This is a genomic window from Magnetospirillum molischianum DSM 120 (assembly GCF_000294655.1).
GTDB lineage: Bacteria > Pseudomonadota > Alphaproteobacteria > Rhodospirillales > Magnetospirillaceae > Phaeospirillum > Phaeospirillum molischianum.
In genome coordinates, this window is record NZ_CAHP01000020.1 from 37,543 (window position 1) to 53,774 (window position 16,232).

9 protein-coding genes are annotated in these 16,232 nt (G+C 67.4%); all 9 read right to left on the reverse strand.

Annotated elements, in window-relative coordinates:
• Positions 1 to 165: 165 nt before the first annotated feature.
• Positions 166 to 1,077 (reverse strand): helix-turn-helix transcriptional regulator, encoded by a 912-nt coding sequence (locus tag PHAMO_RS07715; RefSeq protein WP_051002400.1) that lies wholly within the window; start codon positions 1,075 to 1,077, stop codon positions 166 to 168.
• A 77-nt stretch (positions 1,078 to 1,154) separates the two neighbouring features.
• Positions 1,155 to 1,880: a VOC family protein gene (locus PHAMO_RS07720; RefSeq protein ID WP_002728096.1), complete on the reverse strand. Its 726-nt coding sequence runs from the start codon at positions 1,878 to 1,880 to the stop codon at positions 1,155 to 1,157.
• 40 nt (positions 1,881 to 1,920) lie between these two features.
• Entirely contained in the window at positions 1,921 to 3,024 is a 1,104-nt protein-coding gene (locus PHAMO_RS07725) for a Gfo/Idh/MocA family oxidoreductase (RefSeq protein WP_002728098.1), read from the reverse strand.
• Positions 3,021 to 4,868 (reverse strand): class I SAM-dependent methyltransferase, encoded by a 1,848-nt coding sequence (locus tag PHAMO_RS18470; protein ID WP_051002401.1) that lies wholly within the window; start codon positions 4,866 to 4,868, stop codon positions 3,021 to 3,023. The genes PHAMO_RS07725 and PHAMO_RS18470 overlap by 4 nt, the downstream gene beginning before the upstream one ends.
• Positions 4,865 to 6,007, reverse strand: coding sequence for a class I SAM-dependent methyltransferase (locus PHAMO_RS07735; protein ID WP_051002402.1), 1,143 nt, complete (start codon positions 6,005 to 6,007; stop codon positions 4,865 to 4,867). The genes PHAMO_RS18470 and PHAMO_RS07735 overlap by 4 nt, the downstream gene beginning before the upstream one ends.
• The gene (locus PHAMO_RS07740) at positions 6,004 to 7,104 is read right to left on the reverse strand and encodes a saccharopine dehydrogenase NADP-binding domain-containing protein (RefSeq protein ID WP_002728102.1); all 1,101 of its coding nucleotides are present in this window, start codon (positions 7,102 to 7,104) and stop codon (positions 6,004 to 6,006) included. Before PHAMO_RS07740 ends, PHAMO_RS07735 begins: the two co-directional genes overlap by 4 nt.
• Positions 7,101 to 8,882: an ABC transporter ATP-binding protein gene (locus PHAMO_RS07745; protein WP_040566450.1), complete on the reverse strand. Its 1,782-nt coding sequence runs from the start codon at positions 8,880 to 8,882 to the stop codon at positions 7,101 to 7,103. The genes PHAMO_RS07740 and PHAMO_RS07745 overlap by 4 nt, the downstream gene beginning before the upstream one ends.
• The gene (locus PHAMO_RS07750; RefSeq protein ID WP_002728104.1) at positions 8,882 to 10,636 is read right to left on the reverse strand and encodes an ABC transporter ATP-binding protein; all 1,755 of its coding nucleotides are present in this window, start codon (positions 10,634 to 10,636) and stop codon (positions 8,882 to 8,884) included. The genes PHAMO_RS07745 and PHAMO_RS07750 overlap by 1 nt, the downstream gene beginning before the upstream one ends.
• A complete protein-coding gene (locus PHAMO_RS07755; protein WP_002728105.1) occupies positions 10,633 to 16,152 on the reverse strand; it encodes a non-ribosomal peptide synthetase in 5,520 nt (1,839 codons plus the stop codon). Before PHAMO_RS07755 ends, PHAMO_RS07750 begins: the two co-directional genes overlap by 4 nt.
• Between the last annotated feature and the right edge of the window lie 80 nt (positions 16,153 to 16,232).

A 16,232-nucleotide genomic window follows, 5' to 3' on the forward strand; every position in this document is an offset into this window, starting at 1 on the left:
GGAAGATTCCCCCCCGAAACCGGGCGGAAAAATGCCCGGATCGGGATTATCTGCGTTTCACCAGTGTGGGAGGGGGGCAAAGCAGGCGGCTCTCACTCCGACCAATGGAGTCTAAGGGCCGGGGGGGCTTGGCGGGTGTGGGGGAGTCCACAAGGGCCTTCACGGTCAGTTGGTCAGGCCCTTGCGCTCGTGGCGGGGCAGGATTCCGAACTGCTTGCGGAAGGCGGTGCTGAAATGGCTGAGGTTGTTGTAGCCCAGCATCAGAGCGGTTTCGGTCACGCTGTGGCTGCGCAGCAATTGACGGGCGTATTCCATCCGGTGCTGCTGGAACAGGGCGTAGATGCTTGAGCCGAACAGGGTTTTGAAGCCCTGTTTCAGCTTGAGCTGGTTGAGGCCGATCTCACGCGCCAGTTCGGCGATGGTCGGGGCAGCGCTGAGGTCGCGCAAAAGGCGTGCACGCGCCGCGATCAGCCGTTGCCGTTCGCGCGGCGGGATCGGGTCGGGCGCGCCGCCGCCGAGATGACCGGCGAGGAATTCGAGGGCGGCAGCATATAGATAAAGACGCTGGCCTTGCGGTGCCTCGACATGTTCGGCTAGCCGCAGCGCGGCATCGACCATTCTCTGGCCTGGGGGGGTTCCCTGCATCACGAAGCCGCTGCTGATTTCGTTGTCAAGGCCGGACCCATCGTCCCCGGTCAGTTCCGCCAGCGTTTCCGGCAGCAGCATCAGATCGACATGGGCGTAATTCGGGCCATAATCGACCGAGAACCGTTCCCCCGGCGCGAACACCACATAGCCTTCGCCGATATCGGGCGATAGCTCGCGACCCCGGACCTGGGTACGGGATCGGTCCTTCAGCAGGCAGGTGAAATGGACATAGGGGCTGTTGTTGATCAGATCGGCGTGGGTTTCCTCCTGTCCGGTGCCGCGATACAGCGCTGCTGTCATGCCTGGCCTCAATTCGACGAAGCGGGCGTTGAGGCGAGGTAGTCGGCCGGTTCCATCCTCGAATAGGCCGTTGTAATCGTCGTTACCGCCATGCCCGGACGCGCACCGGGAAGAACCATCCTGCTTCATTTTGTACGCAGCCCTTCAGCGAAAGCCATCCCCCTCGCCCTGATGTGGGCGATATTAGATGCAAATCACTATCACTTTCAATTAGAACAATCGGCGGTCGCGGCAATAACAGCTGATTGTTCTCGTGCCCGCCGGATCACGGCCCCGTGCAACAGAAGCGGATCGAGTTCGTGATGCAGCCCGGCCAGTTCGACCGCTTTCACTCCAGTGACGGCGGCTGGTTCGAGTGCGAAGGTCGGGTCGTCGTCGACCAGCCGGGTCACAGCTGCCTCATCTCCTGCCGCCACCCCCAACCGGACCCGTGCGATCCCACAGGCACCATTGCGATGGGTCTGGACGGTAGGATGCTGCGGTGGATCATAGGGGCTGACCAGGAAGGGCAGGCGGGGTTCGACCGGATAGGCGAACTGGAAACGGGTGCGCTGTCCGTCCGGCCGCCGCCGCACCCAGCGTACTGACCGGCCGACTGCCAGCCCGTCGCGGCGGAGGTCGCGCAGCACTGGGTCCAACTCGGCGGAGGAGCTGACCACCGCCACGTCACAGAATCCCTCGCCATTGCCGCCCCAGCCTGCCATCCGACGTCCAGCGCCGCGTCCAGCGATCAGATCGATCAGCCAACGGAAGGCACCAGCATGGCCGGGGGTGGTGAGCAATTCGAGGATAGGACCATGTGGGAACCATACATGAGCATGACGGGCATCGCGGGCGTCGGTGGCGTATTCGACCTCGAAGCCGAGATGACGATAATCCCGCACCGCCCGATGCAAATCCTCGACCCAAACTAGGACATGACTGCACCGCATTCTTCGTTTCCTTCCAATGTCCACGATCGTCGCGTGGTCTCTATTCGACCGCTCGGACTGCCGCTTCCAGTTCATCGAGCGCCAGTGGCATCGGTTCGGTCGGGCGGATGATCTCAGGTAGGCCGATCCGTCCGGTGAGGTCGCGCCAGGCCATCGACACGTCGAGCGCCCACGACACTTCCCGCTGCCGCGCCGCCGGATCATCGACGGCCCGCGCCAGCCCGCGCAATGCGACCAGCACCGCTTCCGGCCAAGTCTGGGCGAACATCTGGTGAAAGCTGGCAGGCGTTTCCCCGCCTAGAATCGAGGTGCTGGCCACCGCCAGCCGCTCGGTGCCGGGACCGTTCATCCGCAGTCGGCCGGTAGCGTCGCGTGGGGCATGCAGCCGGGGCGTCCACAGCACCGGCCCCTGGAGGTCGGCCAGGGTCAGCACTCCGGCGTCGCAGCCGAGCGCGACCCGGTACAGCACGAAGGAATGGTTGTCGGGGTCGTCGGGATGGACCTGATTCTGCACCCGTAGTGTCAGCGGCACACCGCCGACCGTGCCAGCCAGGGTAAGGAATGGGGCCGCAGGGCCGGGACGTAGCGGTGCATCGTGAAACGACCAGGGCCGCAGCCCGCCCACTGCCCGGCCAAGGATGTCAAGGAGGGGATAGGCCAACTGGCTGTTGCAGGCGGCGTCGAGGAAGCGCGGAGGATGATGCCGACGCAGATGAGCGGCCGCGGCGAGGAACTGGCGCACGGCGCGGAGGTTGGGGTGCAGGGTGTTGACCGCGTAAGCGGTGTCGCCCAGTCGTGCCGCCTGGAGTCCGGCGGTGATCTCGGCGACATGAACTGGATGTTCCTGTAACACCGGGATGCCCCGTCGCAACAGGGCTTGGGCCAGCTCAGCCCCAGCCCCGCCCGTTACGCCCGAGCGCACGACCACGCAGGCGAGGTCGATGTCGTTGGGCACCGCCGCGACCGAGGTGTGGAGCGGCACTCCGCGTTCTGTGGCGTGACGGCACGATTCCTCACTGCCCCGCGCCACGATTCCGGCCAGGGTGAATTCGTCAGGTGCCGAGGCGATGGCATCGAGATAGATCCTGCCGAATGCCGTTCCCGCGACGACCACCCGCCGGGGCTTAGGCCGGGCCGGGCTCATGTCGGCTCCTCCTGCCCGGCCTGGGCGAGGAAGACGAGGTGTCCCAGCCGCGCCAGCGGATGATCGGGCCGGGGCAGGGTAGCAACCCGGCGCAGTCCGGCCCTGTCCAGCACCGCGTGCCATTGCGGCAGCGACAGGAAGGTTGCGTCGGTGTGGCGGCGGCCGTCGTGTGCCTCGGCCAGCATGAAGGCCTGCGAGGCCATCACCCACACTTCCTCGATCGTCGGCTCGGTTAGTACCAGCCAGCCGTCTGGGCGTAGCAGTTCGCGCAGCCAGCCGACCGAGGCGTCGGTGTCGCGGGCGGCATTGAGCGCTCCGCCTGCGATCACGACGTCGAATGAACCGGCGGCCTGGCCCTGGGTGATCGGGGGGAGGTCGATGTCGTACCGGCAGCGTCGGACGAAGGGATAGGCCGCTAGCCATCCCGCTGCCTGATCGAGGAAATAGCGCGATACGTCCGTGAACCAGTATTCCAACGCGCTGCCGGTCGCTGCCAGTGCTGGCAATAGCGTTTCCGAAGTCGCCCCAGTGCCAGCCCCTACCTCCAGCAGCCGCAGCGGACCTGGGCCGGACCAATCAGCGGCGATCCGGCTCACCACCGCTGCCACCGTGCGGTGCTGATAGCGGGCGGCGACGGGTTCGCGGTATAGAGCGCAGGCCAGATCAGTGCGACCTTCAGGGAACAGCAGATGCACCGCCCGCACCTGACCGGCCATCAGGTCGGGCAGGCATTCGGTGTTGCTGCGCGCATAGGCGATGGTGCCGCTGCCGCCGGTGTCGATGCGCCAGTCTCGCTCCAGTCCATCCCAGGCCCGCGCCAGCGCGTCGTCGGTATAGTCCGCTACCGCTGGTACCGCCCGCCATCTCGCGCCGTTGCGGTGCAGCAGACCATGTTCCTCCAGCACCCGCAGCCAGCGCCGGATCAGCGGCTGGTGTTCCTCTGCCACCTCGGCCCGGAGCAGGATCTCGGCCGTGTCGTGGCGCGCCTCGGGCTGGGTGAACAGACCGCGCCGTTGCAGCGCGTTTAGCATCGACAGCAGGGCCGTATAGCCCAGTCGCTCCACCGTGGTCACGGCGGCGGCGAAGTCGAATTCGGCCATATCTGTCTCGACCGCCGCTTCGGCTTCAGCCAGCCAATCCGTCGTCGAGGTGGCGAGGGGCGGGCCGATCAGGGTGATGTCGCGGTTGCGCCAGGGTGCGGTCTCGGTCGCACTCAAGGTTCCTGCGTCGTGTAGGATGTGCCGCAGCGGTCCGAAATCGGCCAATGCCAGCGCCGGATGGTGCGATAGGGCGCGCAGCAGTGGGGCAGATAGCGCTGCCACTTCGGTCGGGTTCTGTTCAAGCTGTCGCAGCGCCCGGCCGGGCGAGGAGTCAGCTCCCGGCTGGTGGAGGACGTGGCCGCCGCTGCGCCAGCAGGCCAGCGCTGCATCACTCCCCAATCCACCCAGCGGGGCAAGCACTGTCAGTCGGCTGCCGGGTGGAAAATGGTCGCTCAGATAGCGGATTGCAGTTGCCTCGTCGTTCTGCTGCCGCCCGGACCCGTCCAGGGAACAGACACTCCGACGTCCTCCTTCGTTCGTGACGGAGGAGATCTCGTCCGGGGTCAGGCCGAGACGCAAAGCCGCTAGCCGTGTCGGCAGCAGGGTCGGATCGTCGGCGGCGGGAGGCGGCCACGGCAGGCTGTCGCCGGGGTGGGAGTCCAGCCGGGCGGTGGCGCTGTCGCACAACGCGGCGAGGTCGGCACCGCTCCAGTTCCGTTCGCCCGAAGACAAAGCAGGACGTGAGCCCATTTGGCGGAGCGCTGTCAGGATCTGGTCGGGCAGGGATAGGGGGAGGGAGGTCATCGGGAACTCTGGGCGAGGAGGAGACATTGCCCGGCGGTGGCCAGTGGCGAGGCCGGATCGGGTCGGGCGAGACACAGGGTGAAGTCGGCGGCGGCCAGTTGGTCGGCCCAGCCGGTCGCGTCGAGGAAGGCTTGGCCGCATGGGCGCCGGTCGCGGCCGCCTGGGGGTGGTCCACCCTGCGGAGGCGACAACAGGAATTGCATCGAGGTCAGGATCGCGTCGGTTTCGCGGATCGAATCGGTCAAGATCAGCCAGCCGTCCGGGGTCAGGCTGCGGTGTATCCAGCCCAGGGTCGCCCCTAGGTCGCGGGCGTTGTGCAGGACGTTGCCAGCCAGCACGATATCGACCGAGTCGGGGGCAACGCCCTGGGCAGTAAAGTCCTCGTCGATGTTGAGCGGGGTGCAGATCAGCCCCGGCGTGCCAGCGAAACGTCGTTCCGCCGCTACGGTGAACAAGCGCGACACGTCGGTGAAACGGTAGCTGGCAGCCGAGCCTGCCAAGGCCCGTAGTGCCGCGGCAGTGGTCAGGCCAGCCCCGCCACCAAGTTCGAGTAGGCGAGATCGAGGGAGTCGGGCGGCCAGGGCTGCTGCTGCGGCGTTGAGGGCTGCTGTGAACAGATTATCCTGATAAGCGGCCAGTGCGGCCAGCACGTCACCATCGCGGAACAGCAGGTGTTGCAGGGTGATGTCGTCGCGTACCAGCGCACCCAGGCATTCCAGTGCCGCTCGGTGCGCCGTTGCCATCGTGGGGGGGAAGCCCAGTGCGTGATAGGCCGGGTCCAGCCCGGCCGGGTCTATGCCGAAGTGTGCTGGCGGAGCGATCCAGCCCAGGCCACCTTCTGCGCTCCGACTGAGCCAGCCACGCCGGATCAGCGCGGCCAGCCAGCGGTGCACCAGCCAGCCGTGGCGGGATGCCGCGCCCAGACCGGCGGCGATTGCCTCGGCCCGGCGGGGCGGTCCCTCGGCAGGCAGTGCACCACTACTGGCGAGCAAGGCGGCGATCGCACTCAAGCTGATCCGTTCGACCTGCTCCAGCCAGTCGGGCAGGGCGGCGATTGTTTCCGCCGTGGCCCCGCGTGCCGCCAGAGCCGCCGAGGCGGCCTGATCGGCGATCGCGGCCAGATCGTCTGGCTCTCTCACAATGTGCACTCCTCGCAGTCTGCCAGGGCAGAGATCGGGCCGTCGGTTTCGGTCAGGAAATCCACCGCTCCGCTCAACACCAGCCGGTCGATCGTCGCGTCGGGATCGAGGATCTCGGCTGCGAAATGGCTGCCAGGCGGAACCGCATCGCGGGCGACGGCTGCGACGGTCAGCGCCGCCATCACCCCGGTCAGCGCTGCATTGCCGCTGCCGCGCAGCACAGTGGTGCGGGTTGCCTGCCGCCCCTGGCACAGGCCGTCGAGTTGCAGCAGATGCAACACGAAGCGGGGCTGTCCGCTCAGGTCGAACTGGCTGGCCTCGCGCAGCAGCCGGGCGCCTGCCTCCGGAGCCAGTCCGGGAGCCTGGGCGAGGGCGCCGGTGATGCGCGGGCCGCATAGCACAGAATACCAGGTGCCTCGCTCCAGCCGCAGCCAGCGTGCCAGTCGTTCCGCCTCTGGAGTCAGGTAGGCGAGCGAGGTGGACGGAGTCGGGAACAGCGGCACCACTGCGTTCCTCTGCCAAACGGTGGTTGCGGGATGGCAGCCGTTGCGCCATACCAGCCCCGACCGGCCAGCCCCTTCCGTCACCGCCTGGAGATAATCCATCGCGGCGACGGTGGTGAAGACGTCGCGCAGGCCGAAGTAACTGGTCAAACCGTCGATCCGGCTCCAACCGCGCCGCGCCGCCCAGCGCGGCAGCAGGCCGGTCAGGCCCGGCTGCACTCCTGCCGACAGGACCGCGACCCGGCCTTCGCGCCGTAGGGCGGTGGGGTCGAGCCGGGCCGCTAGCGCCTCGTCACCGCCGACATCGACGTAATCTGCACCGGCTCGCCGTGCCGCTCGTGCCACCCGGTCGCCGATCGTCCGCCCCGGCCCGGCGCAGTTCAGCACGATCCGGCAGTTTGCGGCGAAGCGGTCGAGTTCGGCCTCGTCGCCAGCATCCACTTGGGCTGCCTCGGCCCCGCTCAGACTCTCCGCCAGCCTTGCCGCTGCCGCGATGTCGCGTCCGCCGATCCGCAACTGGCCCAGCCCCAGCCCGGCCAGATGATGTGCCGCCACCGCGCCAACATCGCCATAGCCGCCCACTACCCCGATCATGCCGGTACCTCATCGACGGGGCGAGGGGTGTCCGGGGCTGCGTCCGTTCCAGGTATCAGCCGCCAGCCATGGGCGCGGCTGCGTTCCTGCCAGAACGCTGCGTAGCTGCCCGCGCGGGCCAGCAGGTCGCGGTGTTGCCCCACCTCGGCCACCTTTCCGTCTTCGATCACCAAGATCTGGTCGGCGGCGGCGATTGTCGGCAGGCGATGGGCGATCACCAGTACGGTGGCGCGTTGCCGCAGCCGTTCGATCGTCGCCTGGATGTAGCATTCGTTCTCCGGATCGAGCGCTGCGGTGGCTTCGTCGAGCAGCACGATCGGGGCATTCTTCAGCACCGCCCGTGCCACCGCCACCCGCTGTCGCTCTCCGCCCGACAGCAACGAGCCAGCCTCGCCTACCGGGGTTTCCCAGCCGCGTGGTAGCCGGGCGACGATCTCCTCCACCCCGGCCAGCCGTGCCGCCTCCTGCACCTCCGTATCGCTGGCCTCGGGTCGGCCGAGCCGGATGTTAGCCTCCAACGTGTCGTCAAACAGATAGACGTCCTGCATCACCGGAGCTAGGTGAGCCATCAGGGTTTCGCTCGACAAGGCGCGCACGTCGGCCCCGCCCACCCGCACCACGCCGGATTCGACGTCGAAGAAGCGCATGATCAGCCGGGTGATGGTGGTCTTGCCAGAGCCCGAGTGGCCGACGATCGCCGTCATCGTCCGCGCGGGCACCGTGAAGGACAGGTCGCGTAGCACCGGTTCTTCCGGGCGGTAGCCAAACGTCACCCGCTCGAACGTGATCGTGCCGGGGCTGGTGATTGCCACCGGTGCGGTCGGCTGCGGCAGGGGCGGCTGATCGAAGATCTCGGCCAGTCTGCGCAGGTCGTTCGCCGCCATCCGCAGCAGGCCGCTGCGTCCCGCTACCTCGGCCAGCGGCCCGGCGAAGCGTGCCGCCAGCGCCAGCAGTGCCACCAGTTCGATCGGGTCGATCGCACCGGCCAGCGCCAGCCCGAGTCCGGTCGTGATCAATGCGAGGAACGCGAGATGGACCGACAGCCCCCCGACCAGCAGGCGCGGGAAGGTGTTGCGCAGCATCGAGCCGCCTGCCGCTTGTTGGGCGGCGATCGCGGCGTCGAGCGGGGGATAACCCTCGCTGGCTCTGCCGAAGGCGCGCAGCACGTGCTGAGTGCGGGCGAATTCGACCACGCGGTTGCCAGCCTCGGCGGCGGCGGCATCGACCGTCTCCTCGGTACGGCCGATCCAGCGCGATGACCAACTGTGGGCGATGAAGATTACCGGCCCGCAGGCCAGGGTGGCCAGTCCCAGTCGCCAGTCGAACAGCAGCATAGCCAGCGCGATCGTCATTGGTGTCAGTATCCCGCTCGCCACCGGAGTCAGCAGGTGGGCGAACACGTTGGTGACCATCATGGTTCCGCCGGTGGCGCTCTGAGCCAACCGGCCGACCTTCTCCGAGGAAAACCAGCCGAGCGGCAGAGTGGCAACATGGTCGCCCAGTCGGCGGTGCAGGCTGGTCAGCACCACCAGCGCTAAGGCGAAGCCCTGCATTGTCTGCTGGTAGCGGGCGATGCAGTACACTGCCGTCGCCCCGGCCAAGCCCAGCAGCCACGGCGTCGCCCGCGCCGGATCGGGCGATAGCAGCGCCATCAACACCGGGACCAGCAGGGCTATTGCTACCCCTTCCAGCACCGCGTAGGTAACGAGCCAAATCAGATAGCGCCGTAATGCTCCGGCCTGCTCTGGTCCGAGAATTTTCGACAGATCCCGCAGCATCACGGCGTCTCTCCGATCACGGTGGCGTCAGCCTCGGCGCCCGAGCGCCACATCCGGGCATACAGCCCATCCGCCGCCAGCAGTTCGGCATGGTTGCCTTGTTCGACGATCCGGCCAGCTTCGAGCACCACGATCCGGTCGGCCCCGCAGATGGTGGCCAGCCGGTGGGCAATCACCAGCACGGTGCGGCCACGCGCTACCGTCGATAGCGCGTCTTGGATCCGCGCCTCGGACTCCGGGTCGGCGTGGGCGGTCGCCTCGTCGAGGATCAGCACCGGGGTATCGGCCAGCAGGGTGCGGGCGATCGACACGCGCTGGGCCTCGCCACCGGAGAATACTGCCTCCTCCCCCACCATCGATTGATAGCCATGGGGCAGGGCGAGGATCCGCTCGTGGATCCGAGCCGCCTGCGCCGCCGCAATCATCTCCGCGTCGCTGGCCTCGGGCCGACCGAGGCGGAGATTGTCCGCCACCGTTCCATGCACCAGTTGCGCGTCCTGCAACACGAAACCGACTTGGCGGTACAGGCGGTCCGGGGCGATTTCGCGCACATCGACACCGCCGACCCGTACCGCGCCCTCCGTCACGTCGTAAAAGCGCGGCACCAGCTTGGCCAGGGTCGATTTGCCCGCACCCGACGGCCCGACCAGGGCAGTGACAGTGCCCGGCCGACAGCGCAGGGTGACGTCCGACAGCACCGCCCGCGATCCGTCGTAGCGGAACGATACCGATTCGAACCGGATCTCGCCCCCGTCCGGCTGGCGTGGGGCGGAACAGAGCGGCAGTTCCGGGGTGGCGAGCAGATCGGCGATCCGCGCCGCTGCCGCTGCCGCCTTGCGTTCGGCAGTCAGGCTTTGGTTTAGCACCAGGATCGTCTGCGGCAGGGCTACCGCCACCAGCGCCTCGGCCAGCAGGTCGATCGGCTCGATCCAGCCCTGGGCGATCATCGCCGCCCCGCCGCCCAGGCTGACCAGCAGAATCACCGGGGGCGACAGCGCCATCGAACTGACCGCCTCCACCCGTAGCAATGGCTGCACCCAGCCCGCATAGCGTTCGCTGAAATCCTGGACCGCGCGTTGATAGCCCTGATGGGCTCGGCCGGTTTGGCCGAATGCCTTAACCACCGCGATGCCGTGGACGAATTCGACAATTGCCGCGCTGACTCGGACGAAGCTGGCGTCGAGTTGGTTCATCTTGTCGGCAAAGTCGCGCATCATCCAGGCATAGGCGGCGAGGTAGACTGGCAGCGAAGCGACCGCCAGCAGGGCCAGCCGTGCGTCGAGCCACAGCAGGTAGGCTAGCCCGCCCGCCGGGAGGAGGATTGCCCCAGCCAGTTCGACATAATGATGGGCCACCAGATGATGCAGGTCGTCGAGATCGCTCTGCACCGCCTTGCGGATCGCTCCCGATGTCTGGTCGGAATACCAGCCGAGCGGAACCTGTCCCAGCTTGCGCACCAGCGCCTGTCGCAGGATCGCCTGGAGGCGGTGGTCGGCGATGTGGGTCAGCCACAGTCCGCCGCCGGTACAGGTCCAGCCGAAGACCAGCCCGGCCACCACCACGGCGGCGATCGTGAGCAGTTCGGTTGCCCCGGCTGGCTCCGGCCGCAGCAGCGCCCGACCCAATTCGACGATACCGATGAACGGCACCAAACTGGTCAGTGCCCCCAGCCCGCCTAGCCCGGTGCCGAGCCGGATCGTTCCCAGAACCGGCTGCCGCAGCGCTCGCAGCGGATGCTCTGCCCCGCCGCTCACGACGTTCCCCGCAGCGCGGCGGCGAGATGGTCGGTTACCACCCGGACATGCGGTGGTTCGACCACGCTGAAATGGTTGCCGGGCACGTCGATTACCCGGAAAGCGCCGACGCAGACCCGCTCCCAGAACGGCACCGCCAGATGTCCAACCCCGGCGGTGATGCCGAAGGATTGCTGTTCCTCGCAACGCAGATAGGTCATGTCGCCGAGATAGGGTGGTGGCTCGAACCGGGCGGCCTGCATGCTGTGCCTGCACACCCGGAACAGCGCAGGCACCAATTCCGGCCCGACCGGCACCCCGGCCTGAGTGGTCATCGCCTGGGCATAGGCGGCGAGGCGCTCGTCCTGCGGCCGCGCCGCCTGTCTCCGCGCCGCAGCCGCTACCGCAGCCAGCCCAGGATCACCGTCGAGCCTGCCCATCGCCCCGGCCGGAATCCGCCGGTTGTGGCGGGTCATCAGTATCTCAATCGCGCGGTAAACGTCGGCGGCGGCAACCTCGGGGCCGAATACCGCCGCGACCGGGTCAAGGTTGAGGTTGGGGACGAAGATGGCTTCGAACGCCAGTTCTTCGTCGGTGTCGATGAACATCGGGATGCTATCGACTAGGGTCAGGTCGCGTACCTCCAGCCCACGCTCCAGCAGCCGGCGGCCTACCTCGGTCGCCAGTAGACCGCCCAGGCAATAGCCGACCAACTGGAAGCGGGTATGACCGGCCTCGACCAGCCGTGCGGCGTAATCATCCGCCACCCGTTCAATTAATTCGGCTGGGGCGTGCGCCAGATAGCGTTCGCTATCGGCGACGGCGACCCCGATGACCGGCCCGATTTCCTGCGCAGCCATGCTCCGGCCGAGATGCTGGAAGTAATCCATCGTCCCCAGCGCGGCATGGAACATCACTCGGGCGATACCCTCGCCGCCGCCGAACGGCAGCAGCAGCGCGTTGCTTCCGACTGTCGCTGGCGCGGCCGTAACCGCTTCGGCCGGATCAGCCGCCTTGGTCCGCTGCTCGGGAGTGGGTGAGCGCAAGGCTCGGGCCAGGGCGGCAACGGTCGGCTCGTTCAGCATCTGGCGCAGCAGGGTGTCGTAGGCGAAGCCCTGGGCCTCTGCCACCTCTTCACGCAGCCGTCCGGCCACACGGGCAAGGATTAGCGAATCCGCTCCATGATCGTAGATATTGTCGTCCGGTTCCAGCCGCCCCCCGCCCAGCGCTTCGGCCCACAACGCGCACAGCTTGGCGGTGAGCGGGTCCTCGTTGCCAGCTTCGGCCTCGGCGGTGCCTGGATCGAGCGCAGCCGCCGGACTCCAGCCCGCAAGGGCGGCACGGTCGATCTTGCCGTTGCCGGTTAGCGGTAGGCGGTCGAGTGGCTGGAAATGGGCTGGCACCATGTGCGCTGGCAGCCGCGCCGCCAGGGACGAGGCCAGTTCGGTACCGCTGATCCGCTCTCGCTCGACCTTGAAGCGCGCCGCCAGCATCCGCATTCCGCACGCAGCCAGTGGAGACTCCTCCTCGGGCAATGCCAGCAACAGGTCGCCCCCGGCAGCGGAGATCAGCTCCCGCCATTGTTCGAGCGAGAGGAACTTGGTGCCGCCATGGGAGTGGTCGCCATCGGCCGGTTCCATCATGAAGCCCTGGGTCAGCAGGATGTGCGGCAGGTCGGCCACTGGCTCGGTCAGGATCAGCCAGCCGCCTGGGGCGATGGTCGTGGCGATCCGTTGCAGCGCAGCAGCGCTGTCGGTGGTGCTGTTGAGCATCCCGGCGCACAGAACGATATCGGCCGAATGAGGGGCGATCCCCTGGGTCGGCAGGTCGCCGTCGAGATCGACCCGGCCGAACCGCACCCAGGGATGGGTGCGGAACTGGTCACGCGCCTCGGCCAGGAAGAACGGGGTGATATCGGTGAACAGGTACTCTGCGTCATATCCTTCCAGCACCGGGATCACCGCTTGGGTGGTGGCGCCGGTGCCAGCCCCGAACTCAAGCAAGCGTAGCGGGGTGCCGCGCGGATGGCGTGCCGCGATGCGGTTGACCAGCGCCGCCACCGCCTGATTGTCGTGGCGCGAGATGACATCGTCGCGGTACAGCGCCAGGGCGACTTCCTGACGGCCTTCGGGGAACAGCAGATCGAACGGGGTCTGCTCGCCGGACAGCAAGGCGTGCAGGCGTTCGGCGTGGGCGCGGTGATAGGCGACGAAGGCAGGAGTACACAGCCCGTTGTTCTCGCCCACCTGTTCCACCCGTGTCCAGGCTATAGCGACTGTTTCCGCGTCAACCGGGGCGTGGCGGCGGATATGGCGTCCGTCCGTTGGATCGCATGTCAACCATCCTGCCTCGGCCAGCAGGCCGAGCCAGCGCCGCGCCAGCCAATGATGGCGGGGGGCGACGCCGGTTCTGGTCAGGATCTCCTCGACGTCATGGCTGGCATCGGGGCTAGAGAACAGCCCGCGTGCGATGAAGGCCGCCATCATGGTGGTCAGCGCTGCCTCCCGCAGGGCGGCGAAATAATCGGCCAGCCGGGCCGGTTCGATCCCGCGCATCTGGTCCTCGGCGAAGCGGCGTACCACCGGAGTGAGCCGCAGCCAGTCCTGCCGTTCCGCCTCGGCCTCGCCGGGCCGTCGCCGCGCTGGCTCAACGAAGCCAAGCAGGCTGCGTTCGGTGCTTCCTCCTCCAGTTGCCACAACCGCTGTCGCTGCTACGGCGGGATGGGTCAGAAGCGCGGCTTCGACCTCGCCCACCTCGACCCGATGTCCGCGGATCTTGACCTGGCCGTCCTCGCGGCCGAGAAATTCGAGCACCCCGCCCGGCCGGTAGCGGCCGAGATCGCCGGTGCGGTACAGCAACTGGCCATCGACGGGGTGGCGGAAGAAGCGTTCGGCGGTCAGCACCGGATCGTTCCAATAGCCGCTGGCGAGGCCTTGGCCGCTGATACACAGTGACCCCGTTACCCAGACCGGGGCATCGCGCAGCGCTTCGTCTAGAATCCGGAAGCCCTGGTTGGCTAGCGGCAGGCCATAGGGAACGCTGGTCCAGGTCGGATCGACTGTCGTGATCGGGTGATAGTTCGACCAGATCGCCGCTTCGGTGGCGCCGCCCAGTCCGATCAGGGTCAGGTCGGGGATGAGGCGGCGGATCTGGTCGGGCAGGGTGACGGGAATCCAATCGCCCGACAGCAGCGCCAACCGCAGCGAGGGCAGGGAAAGCGGCTCGCTTTCCAGGTAGGAGGTCAGCATCTGTATCTGCGCTGGTACCGAATTCCACAGCGTCACCCCGTGGCGGGCGATCAGTTCGGCCCAATGCGAGGGATCGGCCCGCCGGTCCGGATCGGGCAGCACCAGGGTTGCACCCTGGCCCAACACGCCGAAAAGGTCGTAGACCGATAGATCGAAGCTCAACTGGGCCAGTCCGAGCATCCGGTCGGCCCCTGTGACGCCAAAGCGGCGATTGACGTCGGCGATGGTGTTGAGTGCGGCTCGATGGGAGACCATCACCCCCTTCGGCTCCCCGGTCGAACCTGATGTATAGATCACGTAGGCCAGCCGATCAGGATCGCCAGCATCGGCCGGGGGTGGCGCGGCGGCGGCGGGAACGAGCGTATCGACCGCCACCGCCGCGATGTCGGCCGGCAGTGTCTCGGCGACATCGAGCCAGGATTGGGTCAGTACCAACTGGACTCCGGCATTCGCGAGCATCCGGTCGCGGCGCTGGCGCGGCTGGCTGGCCTCGACCGGAAGATAGGCGGCTCCGGCCAACAGAACCCCGACCGCCGCCACCACCTGTTCGACTCCTTTGGCCATCACGATCGCTACCGGCCTGCCGGGGACACAGCCCTTGGCGCGGAGCACCTCCGCCACTCCGGCGGCTCGCCGCACCAGCGCGCCATAGCTCAGATCCCCGCCTGGGGCGATTACCGCCGTTGCCTCGGGGGAATGGACGGCCTGGGCGAGCACGCCGTGATGCAGCATTCCATCCGGCAGCGGTGCGGCGGTGGCATTGACCTGGACTCGTTCCGCTGCCTGCCAGCTCGGCAACGACACCGGCTCGATTGCGTCCCACGCCTCACCCCCGGCGGCCAAGGCGGCGAGTAGATCGCCGAGGGCGGCGAACATGTCCTCGATCATGCCCGCCGGGAACACGCCCTGGCGGACGTCCCAATTGATTTCCAGACCGTCGGCGTCGTCGCGCACCTGGCAATCGAGTACCACCTGCGGTGTCTGGGTCAGGCCGTGGCCGAAGCGCGGCCCGCTTTCAGACCGGGCGCCGAGTCCGATCGCGCTGGTGAACACCACCGGCATCAGGGCTGCCTCGCGGCCGCGCCTACGGGCCATCTCGCGCATCACCTCGATCCCGGAAAACAGGCGGTGGTCGAGATCGTCGAACAGCCGTTCCCCAAGCCGTGCCGCCTGTTCGGCGAAGCGGCGTCCTGCCGTCGCTTCGACGGCCAGCAGGCTTACCGAGGTGAAATCGCCGACCAAGGCGTTAACTTGGGGATGGAGCGGGAAGCGGTTGAGCAGGGTCAGGTTAAGGCTGAAGCGTTGCCGTCGGCTCCATCGTTGCAGCACGGCGGCATAGGCGGCCAGCACCGGGATCGAGGCGGTCAGCCCACGCGCGGCAGCGTGCTGGCGCAGCGAATTCCATGTCGCCTCCGACAGGCGAGCGTGATGACGGACGAAGCGGGCGGGGCCGGGGACGGTGAGCGTGGCGCGCGGCAGATCTGGCGCGGGGGGCAGGTCGTCCAGCCGCTCCAGCCAGTAGCGGCGATCGCGGCGAAAGCGGGTGGAGTCGCGCAGCCGTCGTTCGGCCAGCAAATAATCGCGGAAGCCGATCTCGATCTGCGGCAATTCATCACCCCGGTCGTCGAGAATTAGAGTCAACTCGGTGAACAGGATGCCTGCGCTGGCCCAGTCGGCGATCAGCGCGTCGAGCGAGACATGCAGGATGTCGCCATCGTCGGTGCGGGTCAGCCGCAACTCGAACAGCGGCCAGACCTCGGTTGGATAGAGCCGATGATCCATCGCCGCACGGGTCGCTGTCAGATCCCCGGCCAGAGCGCTGGCGGCGACGCCACGCTGGTCGCTGACGGTGAGACGATAGGTCGGCACCTCGGCCAGAACCCGCTGATGACCGTCGGCCGCGATCACCGCGCGTAGCATATCGTGGCGGGCGATCAACTGGTTCCAGGCTGCTTCGAGCCGTTCGGGGGCGACGGCGGAATAGATCGCCTCTAGATAGCCGTGGCAGGCGACGCCGCCATGACCGAATGGATCCTGGCGGCCGAGTAGATAGGCGGTCTGCACCTCGGTCAGGGGGAAGGGTTGGTGCCGTCCCGCTGGATCGGAGATTACGGTGACGTCGCGATCGGCCGATAGCAGGGCGAGAATTTGCCCCTTATGGCTGCGCAGTAATGCCATGCGCTCTTCGGTCAACAGCCCCTTAGGGGCGCGGAACTGGAGCCGCCCATCCTCGGCCCATAGATCCACTCCCAAGGTTTCCAGTTCACCGACCAGCTTGGCGACATTCATGACGATAGGGCTCCCGCGACAATGTGCGAACGAGACTGATTATCAATTCTGTGCGAGCATAAGGCCCGTTCCGTCCAGCT